Source organism: Pseudoalteromonas sp. APC 3358 (genome assembly GCF_030408075.1).
Classification (GTDB): Bacteria; Pseudomonadota; Gammaproteobacteria; order Enterobacterales; family Alteromonadaceae; genus Pseudoalteromonas; species Pseudoalteromonas arctica.
In genome coordinates, this window is the sequence record NZ_JASDCE010000001.1 from 411,372 (window position 1) to 427,353 (window position 15,982).

The window sequence follows — 15,982 nt, forward strand, 5'->3', positions numbered from 1 at the left end:
TTACTGTAAACCCCCATTACAGTTAGCCGGTAAATTGTACAAATAGTAAATTAGCACTACTTAGTCAATTGAGCAGTGCTAATTGGTTTAATTAAAAACCACATTTACCGTTATTTATTGCCATTGCGCTTTTGCCAAAACGATCTCAACACCCCACAACTTTGCTTTTATAAACTTAGAAATATCAAGCACATTGCAATTTATTAACCCATTTTTTGTAAGGTTGGTACTTGTCGTACAACACATTAAAAATATACGTGTATATGAGTATAAAAACTAAAAAGCCAGCTTCTAGTGCTGTAGCGGCTAGCCATGTAATATTTAAATACCAAGCAAGTATTGGCAGCGTTATTACTAACATACCCAGCTCAAAGCCACATGCATGCGTAATGCGGGTTACTAAACCTCGCTCGATTCGGTTATGCCCAACTATTTTATCAAACACTATGTTGTAAATATAATTCCAAAGCATGGCGAAGACTGATAAACCAACACCTACTATTGCCATTTTTCCTGTTGCAAACCCACCAAAATAAACTGATGCAGGTACAACAAAAGATAATGCTATCATCTCAAATATTAGTGCCTGAAAAATACGTTCTGCTGTGTTCATATATAAATAACTTCTTAAGTTGATGACGATGGCTGTATTTTCATTCATTATAAAGATATGTGTTAGTTACTTAGTATCGGGAAAAGCGATATGTTTAGTATTGAACAGCTTCAAGCATTTGTGGCTACCGTTGAAGCTGGATCGTTTTCAGCTGCTGCGCGCGGTTTAAGTAAAGCGCAGTCGGTAATAAGCCAGCATATTATTAATTTAGAAATAGACTGTAATGCGACATTATTTGAGCGCACAGGGCGCTATCCACAATTAACCGAAGCCGGTAAACAGTTACTCCCCCAGGCTAGGGCCGTGCTTAATCAACACCAGCGATTAACAAACTCTGCATTAGCACTAAATGAAAAAACACCAACCGAAATCACTATCGCACTTGACGAAGGGATCCCGTTTAAAACTATTGCGAGTATTATTAGCAAGCTGCAAAGTGAGTATCCTTACGTATCGCTTGAGTTTTTAAGTGCATCCAGCCATGACGTAATTGACATGCTAAACAGCGAAAAGCCTATAACGGGTATTATTTTTAGTGAATTAAATATACCGAGCTACTTAGACTATGAATGTATTGGATCGGTAAAATTTGATTTATATGTTGCTAAATCGCACCCTTTAGCGGGGATCAGATGTGAAAATATGGATGGCCTTCGGCTACATCGACAACTTCTTCTTCGTTCTCGCAATACGCAAACAAGTAGCTTTCAGCTAAAAATTAGCCCAGAGATTTGGTATGCCGATAATTACTTTGTATTACTCGAGCTAGCAATACAAGGTAACGGGTGGTGCTTATTACCAAACCATGTAGCTGTAGATGCAGTACAAAGTGGTGAGCTGGTTAAACTTCCTCTTGAGTTTGAAGAAATGGGTTGGTTGGCTAATGTTGATGTATTACAGCATCAGCAACACAGTAATCAAGAGGTGTTTAAAGTACTAAGAAATTTACTACGGAATTTTTTAAAAATTTAGCTTTTTATATAATGCCTGTTAGGCGGTTTACTTTTTATTACGCTAAATCCCAGTAAGGTGTATCGCCATAATAGCCACTTGCAAAATCAACAAAAGCACGTACTTTACTGGGTAAAAACTGTCTGTTTGCATACACCATGTAAAGCCCCATTGGCTCGGGTTCATAGTCTTTTAAAATGCGCACTACTTTGCCTTGAGCCAGCGCTTCGCCAGCAATAAATGTGGGCTGCATAGCAATACCACCTCCAGCAATGGCTGTATTTAGTAGCAAATCACCATTGTTAGCCACAAAGTTACTTTCAAGCTTTAGCTCGCTTTTTAACTCATTAACCCCAAATAATCGTTTTGTGGGCTCGCTGTGGGAATAGCGTAAATAATTATGTGATTGTAAATCTAGCAGTGTTTGTGGCGTGCCATGGCGTTTTAAATAATCGGGTGACGCAAACACCGCTAGGTTTATAGGTGCAATTTTTTTAGCTATCAACGTTGAATTTTTTAATACGCCAATGCGCAGAGCAATATCAATACCCTGCTCTACTATATCTACATATTGGTCTGTGAGCCGTAAATCTAACTTTAAATTTGGATACTGCTTTTGAAAATCAACCAACAAACCTGCTAAATGCTTAGTACCAAACGACATAGGCGCACTAATACTAAGCACACCCGATACATTTTCGCTTAAGTTATTGAGGGAGTTTTCCATGTCTTCAATATCAATAACCACCTGCTGACAACGCTGATAATACTGATTTCCAGCCTCTGTAACACTTACTTTTCGCGTTGTACGGTGTAATAAACGCGTGCGTAGATTATCTTCCAATGCAGAAATATATTTGCTGACTAACTGCGGCGAAATATCGAGTTTATCGGCCGCTTTTGAAAATGATCCTTCTTGCACAACGGCTAAAAAGGTCTTCATGGTGGTGAGCTTATCCATTTTTTAACAATGCTTTGTTGATAATGTATAAATAAGTATCATATTTATCGTCAAATTAGAAACTTATATAGTGTTTATAACACGTCTATTTGTTTAAGGTTTTAGTATGACTCAGCCTACTTTATTTATATCTCACGGCTCGCCAATGATGGCTGTTCAGCAATCGGCTACGTCAGATTTTTTTGCATCATTAGGTCAAACGCTTAGTAAGCCTCGTGCTATTGTGGTGTTTTCTGCCCACTTTGATGAAGCGCACGATATAGTTATTACATCCGGAGATGCGCCGCATATTATTCACGACTTTTATAACTTCCCCAAGCCCCTGTATGAAATTCAATACCCAGCACCAGGAGACCCTAAGCTTGCTAATACTATTAGTGAGTACTTTTACAAAGCGGGTATTAAAACGGTGAAAAGTGCAGATCAAGGGTGGGATCATGGTGTGTGGATCCCGCTGCGCTTAATGTACCCAACAGCTAATATTCCCATTGTTCAGGTGTCTATTAACACGCGTTTAGGCGCTCAGGCGATGTATAAATACGGACAGTTACTTGCACCACTGCGCAGCGATAACGTATTAATTATTGGCTCCGGCGGTATTAGTCACAATCTACGTGAAATATTTAAAAGCCCTGCTACACCTAATCGTGTTCAAATGGTTAATGAGTTTACTCATTGGGTTGAGCAAAAATTAATAGCGCAAAACACCCAAGCGTTACTTAACTATTTAAATGAAGCACCCTATGCTTTATTTAATCACCCTACCCAGGAGCACTTTTTACCTCTTTTTGCAGCGCTTGGAAGTAGTGACGGTAAAGCAAAAAAAATACATGAAGGTATAGAAATGGATATTTTGGCACTCGATGCTTATAAGTTTTATTAATTTGAGCGTTCGTTCAAATTAAGTTAAGCTGTAAGCAAGTACTCTAAAACCAACTTAATTTATTTTATTGCGGAGCAAACATGGCAACTACACTTGCATTTGACGTATACGGTACGCTAATAAACACTCACGGCGTACTGTCCTTACTCGACGACATGATTGGCGATAACGCCCAAGCATTTTCAAATACATGGCGCGAAAAGCAATTAGAGTATTCATTTAGACGTGGATTAATGCAAAATTATATTCCTTTCTCGCTATGTACAAAACACGCACTCGATTACGCCTGCTTAGCGCACAAAACCGAGCTAAGTGAAGATCAAAAGGGGCAACTGCTAGAGCTTTATAAAACGCTTCCTGCATTCGACGATGTAAAAGCAGGCCTTGAGCAATTAAAAGCGAAGGATTACCGTTTGTTTGCATTTTCAAACGGCGCTGCCGACGCAGTTCATACCTTATTAGAAACCGCTGGCATTAGTGAGCTTTTTGAAGGGGTAGTAAGTGCCGACGACGTTAAAACCTTTAAACCAAACCCTGGGGTTTATAGCCACTTTTTACGCGAAACCAATTCAACAGGCGCAAACACGTGGCTTGTATCAAGCAACCCGTTTGATGTAACCGGTGCCATATCGCACGGCATGCGCGCGGCGTGGATTCAACGATCTAAAGATTCAATTTTCGATCCGTGGGAAATACAGCCAAATACTATTGCAACCGATTTACTCGATTTAAAAGCAAAATTAGAAAGCGTTAACTAATTTTCTATTCCCCCTTTTGCTTATGGTATTAAGTGCCGTGGGTGTAAAGGGGGTTTACGTTTTAACTATTTACTCCCGCCTTTATTAGCTCAATCACTGTATTCATACGTTTTGCCAACGGCCTATTTCGATGATGGCACACATAAATAGATTCACTAACCGGACATTCTAAATGATGCGTTTTAATAAGCGCGGGCTTATTGAATGCGCCAACAGCATGAGCAGGTAATACCGTAAAACCCAGCCCTAAGCTTACAGGTTCTAGTATTAAACTAATTTGGTTAGAAAATCCCGTAGGTCTTATTTGGTCAATATGCTCAAACTCACTGTAGTTTTCGCTTAGTAGTAGCTGCGCATGATGGCTTGCATCGGGATGAGCAATAAACCCTAGCTCACACAGGGTTTGCCAATTAGGCATGTTTATACTTGCAGGCGTTACAAGTAGTAGTGGCTCTTGGCTTATTTTATGGCTGGTTAGTTCGCTAAATGTTGGAGCTTGAGTTAAAAACCCAATGTCGGAACTATGGTTTGCTACAGCTTGTTCAACACTTACATTGGGCGCAAAGCGGTAATCAATAATCAGTTCTTTATGCTCAGATTGCAGTGCTAATAATTGATTATAAAACTTTAAACCACAACTGCCCGGAGATTGAATCTTTACCGCTCCGCTGTACGGCGAATCATCTTTTAATTGTTGTTCTAAAAACTGCCAATCTTTAAGAAGTAGGCTGCCCTGCTGATATAAGTTTTGGCCCTGAGGAGTAAGAGAAAACTGCTTACCATGGCGCTCAAGCAAAGCGCAGTTAACTTGTTGCTCTAGCTTTTTAATGTGCTGACTTACACCAGATTGGGTCATATAAAGGCGCTCAGCGGTTTGGGTAAAATGATTTACCTCAACCAAAGTACAAAACGTATTTAACCATGTTGGATTTATCATTACAAAACGTACTCAAAATGATGATTAATGATAATTTTACTTAATGTTGGTCGATTCGTAAACTAACTCCATCAACTAGTCACAAGATAAGTCACAAGTTAAAGAGGAAGCATTATGAGTCATACATATCCACGTAGTTTTTCGCACATTGGTATTTCGGTTCCCGACGTTGAAAAAGCAGTCGAGTTTTACACTAAGGTTATGGGTTGGTACACAATAATGGAACCCACTTTAATTACCGAAGACAAAAGCCCAATTGGCGAAATGTGCACAGAAGTATTTGGCGAAAAGTGGGAAAAATTTAAAATTGCGCACCTATCTACAGGGGATCGTATTGGTGTCGAAATTTTCGAATTTAAAAACCAAGAAAACCCAAAAGACAATTTTGAATACTGGAAAACAGGCATCTTTCATTTTTGTGTTCAAGACCCTGATGTAGAAGGTTTAGCTGAGCGTATTGTAGAAGCTGGCGGTAAAAAACGTATGCAAGCCCCTCGTTATTACTACCCGGGTGAAAAGCCGTACCGCATGATCTACATGGAAGACCCGTTTGGTAATATCCTTGAAATTTACAGCCACAGCTACGAGCTTATTTACAGCGCAGGCGCTTACTAAATAGCACTTAGCTAAAAACAAAGACCGCAGTATTTATTACTGCGGCCTTTTTGTTTCAGTTATAGAGTTTTTAAATACACTTCACCGTCTTCTTATTCTCTATAACTTGTTTTTGCTTAGCTTGTGCAGCATGTTTTGCCCTGAGTTGAAAATATTATCAACCTCCAGAAAAACACTACCAATCGAACTGTGTCCTAGTGAATTTATGAACGACATAATGTATTTGTCAGGAACTTTTGCTCTTATCCACAAACAGGCTACATGTCAGTACCGCTGAGATTAAAAAACAAAACATTACGCTTAATGTAAATAATATAAAGTTTTCATTTTTTGATATAGCTGCTCCTTTAAGGAGTATTTCACCGCTATTAAGTGCATCTACTCCTACATAGATCATCAACGGAATTACAAAAAATGCATTGCTGAGCTTAATAAGTAAGTCCTTTGATGAAAGACTTACTAATTGAGAAGCATCATGCTCTTCCTCGTCTCTATTTAATAGTTCGGCTTTTAATAGCTCAAAGCGTTCAGGGTACAAAGCCCTATCAATAGACGTAATAGCTTCTTGCAATTCGGTAACAGAATATTCTGAATAATTTGGTTCCATCTATTAAACCTTCTCCAGTGCCTAACGCTTACATAGACGGAAAAATATAGTTGACCAAAATGGTTTTAGGAACAAAAAACAGCCAGCTATAATTTTTTCATTTGATATTTACGTTAGGTTTTTTAGTTAAATGTATATAAAACAAGTATATATAGCTAATGGGCCAAAGTAAGAATATGGAAGCTACTAGTTTAAAGTGTCCATTTTATATGAATGTGCTTGTGCTGAAAACCAACTTAATAAAGCTCCAATTACACATAAAATCTTAAGAATGTTACCAAACCAGTGTTCATTAAGGAAACTCATAAAACTGGTGTTTTGACTTGCAAATATAAATAACAAAAGAGCTGAGGTACCAAATAAGAGACAGCTTCTTGATTCTGAATATTTTAGTAAGAATAGGCTAAAACCATCTTCCATATTTTCACTAAAAAGTGGATGCTTCATAGAACTCCATTTAACATCTAACAATATTATAGGCCGCGAATCGAGCATACTTCTGCCGATGTCACGCTCATGTTTCTACTTTATACAGTTTTAACAAATTACCTAAGGCATTGCTATCAAAAGCTATTTAATATTTACAAGCAAAGTTAAGGCATATAAATGCGCGTTTCGCTCATTTCCTTGATTATGTAAGTAAGCAGCAGTTTGGCTGGCTTAATAGGTATTACAAGTATATGATATTGATAATTATTTGCATTAAAGTGTTTTAAAGGTGTGTATGAAAAAGTCTATGTTAACTCTGGCGTTAGTTACGGGTTTGAGTGGTTGTAGCACAACAACTGTGCCGCCTGATAAAAGCTCATCGCTTTATTACACTGCGCTTTATAATGCACAAGCAAAGCCTGTTAGCTCTGTATTATTAGAGCCCAAGCTATTAAATGCCGATGTGGTTTTAGTAGGTGAATTGCATACACATCCGGGCGTGCATTTATTTCAGACTGAGTTATTTGAGCAATTAAGCAAAAGTAATAAACGCACTGCGCTGTCGCTTGAGCAATTTAGCCGCGCGGATCAGCACACTTTAAACCAGTACGTTAAGAGTGAAATTGGTGAGCAATACTTAATTGATAACACCCAAGCGTGGCCTAACTACAAAAGTGACTACCGTGCGCTGGTAGAGCTGGCAAAAACGAACAATAGCGATGTAATAGCTGCAAATGCCCCTAAAAATATAGTCACCTGTATTGGCAGGCAAGGCATAAGTTACCTAAGTAAACTTGATGAAACACAGAAGAGCTATATTGCAGCCGCTATTGATACGTCTCCCAGTGATTACAAGCAACGTTTTATGACCTCAATGCACCACGGCTCGCCGAGTCAAAACGAGAATTATTATGCTGCGCAAGTTACATGGGATGAAACCATGGGGGAGTCTATCGTTAACTATTTAAATAATCATAAAGATGCGCAGGTAATGCATATAGCGGGCGATTTTCATGTGAAAAATGGCGAAGGTATAGCGCGAGTTATTAAGCGTTTAGCGCCAGAGCTTAAGGTTGTGTGGATATCGCCGGTTACAAGTGTGCAAGCTAACCAAACAGGATATCAGTTGCAAGTTAACCCTTTGCCACCCCGTTATGTACAAAAAGAACATCAGCAAGCCGCTTTTAAAGCGTTAGCCAAACGAGGCGAGCAAACAGCTTGCTTATAAAATAACGACATAGTTAGTGAATCTCTTAACCAGGGCTCAGGTTAACTATGTCGTCATGTATTTAGTTTAGTTATTTCGGGCTTGATTGGTTAGCGCAACCAGCGCTTTACGAACCTCTAACGGGCTGTTGCACTGGGTATTAAAGTTAATAAAGTAATTACGCTTTTGGCTTTGTATATAAAAACCAGTGGGTAATAAGCCGCTCATTATTGGGGTGTTATCAGCTACGCTGTAGTGCTGCATTAATATGAGCGACATAGCATCTTGATGGTCGTCGTTCATATGACTTATCATGCTTTGCTGCTGGTTTTCATCCCAGTTTTTTGCCTCATCCTGCCATTCGTTTTGCTCAAGCCAAAATATTTTGCCAAAGCCACCAATGTAACGCACACGAATTACGTCTAATTGCCATAATTGAAAGTCGTGCGCATTGCGATAGCTAGCAGCTTCGGCGTATAGGGTAATATAGTTATCAAGTAAAGTGTGTGCTTGCTCACTTGGCACAACAGAGCCATCACCTACGAGCGTTACGCGGCCGTGCTCGTTTTGATCGCCACTGTCGGTGGCATCAAACACAGTTAGGCTCATACGAGAGTCGTGCTTTAGATTTTTAGTGTGCTGGGCTATATCGCTAATAAAAAAGTAAATACGGCCTTGTTCGTCGCACATATAGGGGGTTACTGAGCCAAACGGGTAGCCGCGTAAATTATTAGAAATAGTCGACATGACACCCGCATTGGTTTTGTAAACCAAGGTGCGTGCATCGTTTAATGCTTGCTCTCTCATAAAAACTCCTGACGTTGAGAAAAAACCATGGGTGCATCGTTATAAGGATGAGGATTTACGTGCAGTTTCATGGCGTACATTTGTTGTAAGTTTTGTTCTGTTAATACGGTGTTTATAGGCCCACTTTGCAACACTTTTTTGCTGTGCAGTAAAATAGCATCGGTTGCATAAAGGCTGGCTAAATTTAGATCGTGTATTGCAATAATGGCGCTGTTTCCCTGCTCTACAAAGGTTTTAACGCAGCTGAGCAAAGCATGTTGGTGGCGCATATCAAGTGCTGATGTAGGCTCATCGAGCAGCATTAGTTTTGGCTCGGCCGATTGTGTAAAGGCATCGAGCTGCGCTAAAGTACGTGCCATATGAACACGTTGTTGCTCTCCGCCCGAAAGCGCACTTACGCGGCGATTTAAATACTGGTTTAAATCCATAATAGCGGCGTATTTATGTACTTTTTCGCTTTGCATTTTTAATGACTCTACATACGGGTAGCGGCCCATTGCAATAAGCTCAAATACATTAAAATCAAACCCTACGTGGTTAGCTTGCATCATGACTGCGCGCTGTGTTGCAAGGCGTTTTTTAGCGTGAAAGGCCAGCGGCTTAGCATTAAAAAGTACACTGCCTGTAAAGGAGTGCATACCTGCTAAGGTATGCAGCAAGGTAGATTTACCTGCGCCATTTTCACCAAGTAGTGCTACAAGTTGCCCTTGTTTAGCGCTGCCATTAATAGCGTTTAAAACGCTGTGATTATCAAAGCCAACGCTTAGGTTGTTAAACGTGATCATGACCAACCTCGCTTATTTTTCACTATTAAATAAATAAACAATGGCGCACCCAATAACGCAGTAATAATGCCAATGGGTAGCTCTGATGGCATGATCACAATGCGTGCTAGCCAGTCAGAAAGTAGCAATACCACTACGCCAATTAGCATACAAAGCGGCAGCATATTACGTAAATGCGGCCCCACCATTAAGCGGGCAATATGCGGGACTACCAAGCCAACAAACCCTATTAAACCGGTAAGCGCTACAACCGCACCTACCCCTAATGCAACGAGTATAATGACATACAATTTAAGCTTATTAGTGTCTACTCCTAGGTACTGAGCTTGTGACTCGCCAATAAGGAGTAAGTTCATGGGGTTTTTTAACCGCCACAGGCCAATTAGGCTGATAAATAGTAACGGCGCAGCTTGAATAATCGTGATCCAGCTTGCTCCGCCTAATGAGCCCATGGTCCAATAATTTATTAATCGTAGCGCGCTATCGTCGGCAAAAAAACTCAGTAGCCCAATAACAGCGAATGCTAACGCGTTAATAGCGACTCCTACCAATATAAGTGTGGTGATATTAATTTGCCCCTGCTGCTTGGCAATAAAATATACCAGTGAGGTAACACCAAGCGCCCCTAAAAACGACGCATAAGGTAAATACAACTGAGCGTTAAAATTAAACTGCGCGCTAAGTGCAATAAACGCCACTGCAACCATTGCCGCACCTGCACTAATGCCAATAATAGATGGGTCGGCCAACGGGTTACGGCAAAGCGCTTGGGTTGCCGCCCCTGTTTGGGCAAGTACCAACCCTACTAATACAGCAAGCACAAAACGCGGCAAACGTATTTGCATTACGACATTTATTTGCAGCGCATCAAACTGATTAAAGTACTCGGGTGCAAGCCAGGCAATAGCTAAACGCCAATCCCATCCTGCAGGGCCGTACCCAATGCTTAGTAGCGCCAAAGCAAAAATACAAACAGAGGCTAATAGCATCCACTTATGAGTTTGGCTAAGTGTTATGGGCACAAAGCGGCTCAATGTTAGGGTATTCATAAGCGGGTTTTATACTCGTTAAGCTCATTAATTGCTGTGGTAATACGTGGCGACATGCCAAGCGAAAGCAGGCTATCCATTACAAGTAAGTTACAGCTTTGCGCCGCTTTTAATAAGCGTAGGTTCGGTTGCTTACAAAAAGCCTGCTTGCCGCCAATGCTTTGTACAACATGCTTTGGCGCAACTAAAAAGTCAGGCTGATTTACAGCAAGTACTTCGGTATTAATTACTTTAAAGCCTGAATGTGTAGCGCCTATATTAGTAATGCCCGCATAGCTAAATAATAAATTAGGGACGGTTTCTTGCCCTGCGGCAACAAGCCCGCGCTCATTAGCTGAGAGTAAAAATAGTGCACTGTGCGTTTGTTGTTTTGCTTTTTCAGGTAATGAGTCTGTAATGTGCGTAATAAGCGATTGCGCTTTTTGCTTGGCGTCTAAATCGGTACCAAGGCGTTTAATTAGCTCAAGTAGCTCATTAACTGAGGTGGGCTTTTTATAATGAATTAGTTTAACCCCTGTTGCCTCAATTTGTTTAAGTGCTTGGCTTCGCCCTGCGCCTTCAAGCGCTAACAAGGTTGTTGGGCGCATAGAAAGCACGCCTTCTGCCGCTAAATCGCGGTAATAACCCACTTGTGGTAATTGCGTAGCTTGCTGTGGGTACATGCTCGATTGATCAACTGCTACGAGGGTACTTTGTTTGCCCAGCGCATAAATTATTTCTGTAAGGGTGCCGCCAGCACTAATAACGCGCTCCTGTGCAAGTGCAGGTTGAGCGACTAAAGCAAACAATATAAATAGGTATTTCATTACAAACTCCGGCTTTTATTTTTCGGTTATTATAACTAGTTAAATCTAAATGAAAATGATTATCATAATTAATTGATCTTAATTTGACTTAGTTGTAACATTCTCGCCATAAATAATAACTATTATCATTTGGAGTTAAAGTGAACCCCTCTACATTTAAATTTACTGCTATAGCAACCTTATTACTCGGATCGGGCACTGCATTTGCCGAAAACATAATTGACGATCATATTGTTGTGAGTGGCTCGCGGTTTGAGCAAAAGCTTAAAGATGTAACAGGCTCAGTTACTGTTATTACCGAGCAAGATATAGAGCGCCAGCTAGCTGTAGATTTACAAACCATGTTTAAATACGATTCAAGCATTGCAACCACAGGCAGTGGTGCAGGCGCGCAAACACTTACTGTACGTGGTGTTGGTGGTAACCGTGTTGTATTTATAAAAGATGGCCGACGCACCAACGATGGTTATGCAGGCGGAGGGGGCTATTTAGTTGGCCGCAATTACTTTGATGTAGCAGGCGTAAAACAAGTAGAAGTAGCCAAAGGTGCTGCATCGTCTTTATATGGCTCTGACGCACTCGGTGGCATTGTAGTTATAACCACTAAAGATCCAAGCGATTATCTAAAAGATAACAACAGCTATGTAAAAATGGCACTGGGGTATCAAGGTCAAAGTAACCAAATTGCCGCTGATATTACCGGTGCAAAAGACTTAGGCGACTTTGCAGTAAGCGCAGTTTATAGCCATCGCGACAGCGAAGAAGTTCAAAATTACGACGAAAACTTACCCGGTTATGATGCAAAGTCGGACGCTTTAATAGTTAAATTTGAGCAACAGCTTGATGAAAAACGCACACTTAAATACACCCTTGATTATTTTAATCAAACGACTGAGCAAGTAATAACCCCCGCGGTTCAAGAAACCGATGAAGACGACACGAGTTGGTCACTGGCGCTAGATTACCATTCAGAGGTAGCTACAGTTGCGTTTGATAAATGGTACGGGCAAGTGTCTTATAGTAGTTACGAGCAGCAAAGTGACGCAATTAGTGGCGCAATTAGTGGCGCAAGCACCTACACCGATTATAACGATTATCGCTTTGAGCAAAATATTTTAGGTTTAAAAGCGGTATTTAATAAAGGGCTTAAAGGAGAAACCACCGATCATGAAGTGGTATACGGGATTGATATCGATTTATACGACACCACCCGCCCTCGTTTTAAAACACGTATTTTAGCCGATGGCACCGTTGATTTTACCGATCAAAAACAAAAAGCATTTCCCGGAGCTGATACCTCTTTAATTGGCGCTTATGTGCAAGACAGTATTTCGTTTAATAACAGCGCATGGTCGGTTATTGCGGGTGTGCGATATGATTACTACACCCTAGAAGCTAAAAGTGATGAGCTATATGCCGATGCGCAGCTTGACGATATTACCGAGTCTGCTTTTTCGCCTAAGCTAGGTGTTATATACCAAGTGGATGATAACTTATCGTGGTACGGGCAATACGTACGAGGCTTTAAAATACCACCGCACGACCAAGCCTATCAAAGCCACGGCGTTGAGCCGTTTTATCAAATATTACCAAACGCCGATTTAGACCCAGAAAGCAGTGACTCGTTTGAGCTTGGATTACGCTACGCCAGCAGCGATATTAGCGTAAACTTAAGTGCTTTTTATGCAGCATTCGATGATTTTATTGAAACCGCCGTAGTAGGTGTTGAGCCAACGTACATTCCTAATGTAAACAAAACTTTGTATCAATATCAAAATATTAGCGAAACACAAATAAGCGGTGTAGAAGCAGGAATTGCCATGTATGTCGCTGAAAATATTCTGCTTGAGGCAAATGTGGCCTACGTTGATGGTGAAAACAAAGAAACCGATCAGCCACTTACCAGTATTAGCCCGTTAAATGGCTCAATATTGTTAAGTACAGAGCTGGGTAATATTAACTGGACCGCTGCGTTGCGTTTAGCTAAATCGCAATCGGATGTAGTACTTGATGCAAACGATGATAAAACTACGCAAGGGCATGGCTACGGCGTTGTTGATTTATACGCAAACTACGAATGGCAAGCGTGGCAGCTAAATGTAGGTGTACTTAACTTGCTCGATAAAGAATATGTACCTTTTGAGTTGATTGCAGGTCAATCGCAAAGTGCTGATTTTAGCCAATACACCCAACCTGGGCGTAACTTTTCAGCAAGGGTAAGCTATCAGTTTTAATTAGGGCTAAACAAATGGCAATAAACGCTGCATGGGTATGCAGCGTTTACCTGCCACATATTTACTCAAGTCAAATTACTTAATGGTGAGTATATTCAGGTACACTTCTACATACTTAATGCCCATTAACACTTTATATAAACAGCACTTTTAAAGCCAAAATCGCCGTTATTTATAAATTAATTTATCGCAAAGTCTTGGGTTTCTAAATAGCTGGGGGCGTTTTTAAAACATGCCGTTAGTTTACTTGCAAGCGTTGTATTTATTGCGCTGTCGCACTCTAATTCCCCGTTGTACTTCCCCCTAGTAAGCGGCACTAAGCTTAACGAGTCATAGCTTGGTTTACTTTGTATTTTATGAATTACCAAGCCTTGTTGCTGCGTTAGTTTTACTAATGAAAATGCATTTTTTGTGTTTTATTTGTCGTTAGCTTTTCAACATATAACGGATTTTAAAAGGTTAGTTTGGTAGTAAAACTGCTTTGGGATTAGCGTATTTACCAAATTTTGTTATTGACGATTTAGGGTTTACTAAACTAACTGTAAAGGGGGTTAACAGTCACTATAGCAAAGGCATAGCAATGATTTACAAGCCATCAAAAGCAGATGGCTGGCTTAATAAACTCATGCACTCTGTGTAAAGTATTTATCAATTTAAGGTAATACAGAGTATTACTTAGTTAAGCTGTGGTTAGCTAATATCGGCCACTACGCATCGGTTACGACCATGCTCTTTAGCATGGTATAGCGCCTTATCGGCACATTTATATACTTGGGCAATATCAGTACTATGCTCAGGCCAGGTTGCAATACCTATAGAAATAGTGATTGTTCCTATGGTGTTTATTTCTGTCGATTCTACTGTTTTACGTAAACGCTCTGCTATTTTATAGGCACTTTGGCTGTTTTCATTTGGTAGCACAAGAACAAATTCTTCACCGCCGATTCTTGATACTATGTCGTCTCTTCTTGATAGTTTTTTAATTATATTTGTTAGCGAAACTAAAGTTTCGTCGCCTTTATTATGTCCAAAAGTATCGTTAACACGTTTAAAAAAGTCGATATCAATTTCTAATATAGCGAATGGGGTTTGCTTTAGCATAAGCTGGTTAAGTAGGCCGTTTAAGCTTCTTCTGTTGTGGGTATCTGTTAAGGGATCTGTTTGTGAGTCATGGCGTAGCACACCTATTTGTGCTTGTAATAAAGTAACCTCTCTTAACATCGCTAACTTCAGTTTTTGACTTTCAAAATACCACGACTTCACGCTTTTAAGTTTTTCTAAGCTTTTTGGATCATCGAGTGTATTTGCGTTATCGGCTAATCGCTTTAGCGGCCTTGCTATAAAATGTGCAAATAAACCAATAAAAATAAATGTGACTAATGCCATAGGTATTGTTTGTTCAATGACTTCAATAGTTAATGTATCTAGCGAAGAGAGCGTTGATTCTAATGGTCTTTGCGCCACTATTCCCCATTTAGATAAAGTAATGGGTGCGTAGCCTGCGAGCATCGGCTTATTTAAGCTATTAATAACCGTTGAAGTGCCTATTTCGCCATCTATAACAGCGTCAATCACAGCATTGTTAGCAATAACGTTGCCGATTCTGGCAGGTTCTGGGTGATATAAAATGCGTTTATTTGAGCTAACAACATAAAGGTACGAACCACCTTTGTAGTAATGTTGTTCTAAAAGCTCATTTAAAATATTTTTCTCTTTTAAATAAAGAGAGCCCCCAATATAACCTAAATACTTATCTTCAGAATCAAATAGCGGGTGCGAAATAAAAACAATTAAATTATCAGCTGCCGATAAATAAGGCTCACTAATTAATGGGCGTTTTTCTTTTAGTGCTTCTATTGCTCCTGGAGACTGTATTTGTTGGCCTATTAAACTTTCAAAGTGAGGCGACGTCGCTGCAACTACGCCATGTAAATTAATCACAACAGAGTTAAAGCTATCCGTTTGATGATTTAAACGAATGGCTTCATCGTTTAGTAATTTGGAGTTATTTGGTGATTGCTCGATAATTTTAGCTGAGTATTCAAGCTGCTGAAGCGCAGACTTTAAAAAGTTATCAGTTGCGGAGGCTAATTTTTGTGCATAGGCTAAATTACTTTTTAGCGTATATGATGTTAACTGCTCTTTTTGAACCTGATAGGTAGAATAAAAACTCCCTACCAATGTGCTCAGTGCTGCAGAGAATGCGAGTAGCAATATAAGAAATCTTAAATTTAAAGCGGGTAGTAATTTATATAGCAAAGCTGCATTCCAAAGCACTCAAATTCAGCGCGTATTATACGAAGTTAGGTATTATACCCGTTTAAGTGTTTTTAATTAAGT

Annotated in this window: 17 protein-coding genes; 6 read left to right on the plus strand and 11 right to left on the minus strand. The window is 39.9% G+C overall.

What is annotated here, in order from left to right; all coding sequences use genetic code 11:
- Nucleotides 1-184 precede the first annotated feature (184 nt).
- Entirely contained in the window at nt 185-613 is a 429-nt protein-coding gene (locus tag QL995_RS01820) for a PACE efflux transporter (protein WP_290292102.1), read from the minus strand.
- 90 nt (nt 614-703) lie between these two features.
- Here QL995_RS01820 and QL995_RS01825 point away from each other — a divergent pair, with 90 nt between their 5' ends.
- On the plus strand, nt 704-1,585 hold the full coding sequence (locus QL995_RS01825) for a LysR family transcriptional regulator (RefSeq protein ID WP_290292106.1): 882 nt from the start codon (nt 704-706) through the stop codon (nt 1,583-1,585).
- 37 nt (nt 1,586-1,622) lie between these two features.
- On the opposite strand, the gene QL995_RS01830 is transcribed toward QL995_RS01825, so the two are convergent.
- The gene (locus QL995_RS01830; RefSeq protein ID WP_010552902.1) at nt 1,623-2,525 is read right to left on the minus strand and encodes a LysR family transcriptional regulator; all 903 of its coding nucleotides are present in this window, start codon (nt 2,523-2,525) and stop codon (nt 1,623-1,625) included.
- 106 nt (nt 2,526-2,631) lie between these two features.
- Here QL995_RS01830 and QL995_RS01835 point away from each other — a divergent pair, with 106 nt between their 5' ends.
- Nucleotides 2,632-3,408, plus strand: a complete 777-nt coding sequence (locus tag QL995_RS01835; protein WP_290292110.1) for a class III extradiol ring-cleavage dioxygenase — start codon at nt 2,632-2,634, stop codon at nt 3,406-3,408.
- Nucleotides 3,409-3,488: 80 nt separating this feature from the next.
- Nucleotides 3,489-4,166, plus strand: coding sequence for a haloacid dehalogenase type II (locus tag QL995_RS01840; protein ID WP_024591580.1), 678 nt, complete (start codon nt 3,489-3,491; stop codon nt 4,164-4,166).
- A 61-nt stretch (nt 4,167-4,227) separates the two neighbouring features.
- Here the strand turns inward: QL995_RS01840 and QL995_RS01845 are convergent, their stop codons facing one another.
- Complete coding sequence (locus QL995_RS01845; RefSeq protein ID WP_290292112.1) at nt 4,228-5,103, minus strand: LysR family transcriptional regulator; 876 nt, start codon at nt 5,101-5,103, stop codon at nt 4,228-4,230.
- Nucleotides 5,104-5,217: 114 nt separating this feature from the next.
- On the opposite strand from QL995_RS01845, the gene QL995_RS01850 reads away from it, so the two are divergent.
- Nucleotides 5,218-5,718, plus strand: coding sequence for a lactoylglutathione lyase family protein (locus QL995_RS01850; protein ID WP_007583656.1), 501 nt, complete (start codon nt 5,218-5,220; stop codon nt 5,716-5,718).
- A gap of 226 nt (nt 5,719-5,944) precedes the next feature.
- On the opposite strand, the gene QL995_RS01855 is transcribed toward QL995_RS01850, so the two are convergent.
- Together QL995_RS01855 and QL995_RS01860 are read right to left on the minus strand one after the other, a co-directional pair.
- The gene (locus QL995_RS01855) at nt 5,945-6,325 is read right to left on the minus strand and encodes a hypothetical protein (RefSeq protein WP_290292115.1); all 381 of its coding nucleotides are present in this window, start codon (nt 6,323-6,325) and stop codon (nt 5,945-5,947) included.
- 186 nt (nt 6,326-6,511) lie between these two features.
- Nucleotides 6,512-6,772, minus strand: coding sequence for a hypothetical protein (locus QL995_RS01860; RefSeq protein WP_290292117.1), 261 nt, complete (start codon nt 6,770-6,772; stop codon nt 6,512-6,514).
- A 277-nt stretch (nt 6,773-7,049) separates the two neighbouring features.
- Between QL995_RS01860 and QL995_RS01865 the strand changes: the two genes are divergently transcribed.
- Entirely contained in the window at nt 7,050-7,982 is a 933-nt protein-coding gene (locus QL995_RS01865) for a ChaN family lipoprotein (RefSeq protein WP_290292121.1), read from the plus strand.
- Between the two features lie 66 nt (nt 7,983-8,048).
- Here the strand turns inward: QL995_RS01865 and QL995_RS01870 are convergent, their stop codons facing one another.
- The 4 genes from QL995_RS01870 to QL995_RS01885 are packed head-to-tail and all read right to left on the minus strand — an operon-like array spanning nt 8,049 to nt 11,408.
- Nucleotides 8,049-8,768 carry a DUF2470 domain-containing protein gene (locus tag QL995_RS01870; protein ID WP_290292124.1) on the minus strand — a complete coding sequence of 240 codons (720 nt, stop codon included), beginning with the start codon at nt 8,766-8,768 and terminating at the stop codon, nt 8,049-8,051.
- A complete protein-coding gene (locus tag QL995_RS01875) occupies nt 8,765-9,553 on the minus strand; it encodes a heme ABC transporter ATP-binding protein (RefSeq protein WP_290292126.1) in 789 nt (262 codons plus the stop codon). The genes QL995_RS01870 and QL995_RS01875 overlap by 4 nt, the downstream gene beginning before the upstream one ends.
- A complete protein-coding gene (locus QL995_RS01880; RefSeq protein WP_165726752.1) occupies nt 9,550-10,602 on the minus strand; it encodes an iron ABC transporter permease in 1,053 nt (350 codons plus the stop codon). Before QL995_RS01880 ends, QL995_RS01875 begins: the two co-directional genes overlap by 4 nt.
- A complete protein-coding gene (locus QL995_RS01885) occupies nt 10,599-11,408 on the minus strand; it encodes an ABC transporter substrate-binding protein (protein ID WP_290292129.1) in 810 nt (269 codons plus the stop codon). The genes QL995_RS01880 and QL995_RS01885 overlap by 4 nt, the downstream gene beginning before the upstream one ends.
- Nucleotides 11,409-11,548: 140 nt before the next feature.
- Between QL995_RS01885 and QL995_RS01890 the strand changes: the two genes are divergently transcribed.
- Nucleotides 11,549-13,642, plus strand: coding sequence for a TonB-dependent hemoglobin/transferrin/lactoferrin family receptor (locus tag QL995_RS01890; RefSeq protein WP_290292132.1), 2,094 nt, complete (start codon nt 11,549-11,551; stop codon nt 13,640-13,642).
- Between the two features lie 179 nt (nt 13,643-13,821).
- Here the strand turns inward: QL995_RS01890 and QL995_RS01895 are convergent, their stop codons facing one another.
- Together QL995_RS01895 and QL995_RS01900 are read right to left on the minus strand one after the other, a co-directional pair.
- Entirely contained in the window at nt 13,822-14,010 is a 189-nt protein-coding gene (locus QL995_RS01895) for a hypothetical protein (protein WP_024592714.1), read from the minus strand.
- 322 nt (nt 14,011-14,332) lie between these two features.
- Nucleotides 14,333-15,856 carry a sensor domain-containing diguanylate cyclase gene (locus tag QL995_RS01900; RefSeq protein ID WP_290292137.1) on the minus strand — a complete coding sequence of 508 codons (1,524 nt, stop codon included), beginning with the start codon at nt 15,854-15,856 and terminating at the stop codon, nt 14,333-14,335.
- Nucleotides 15,857-15,982: the final 126 nt, after the last annotated feature.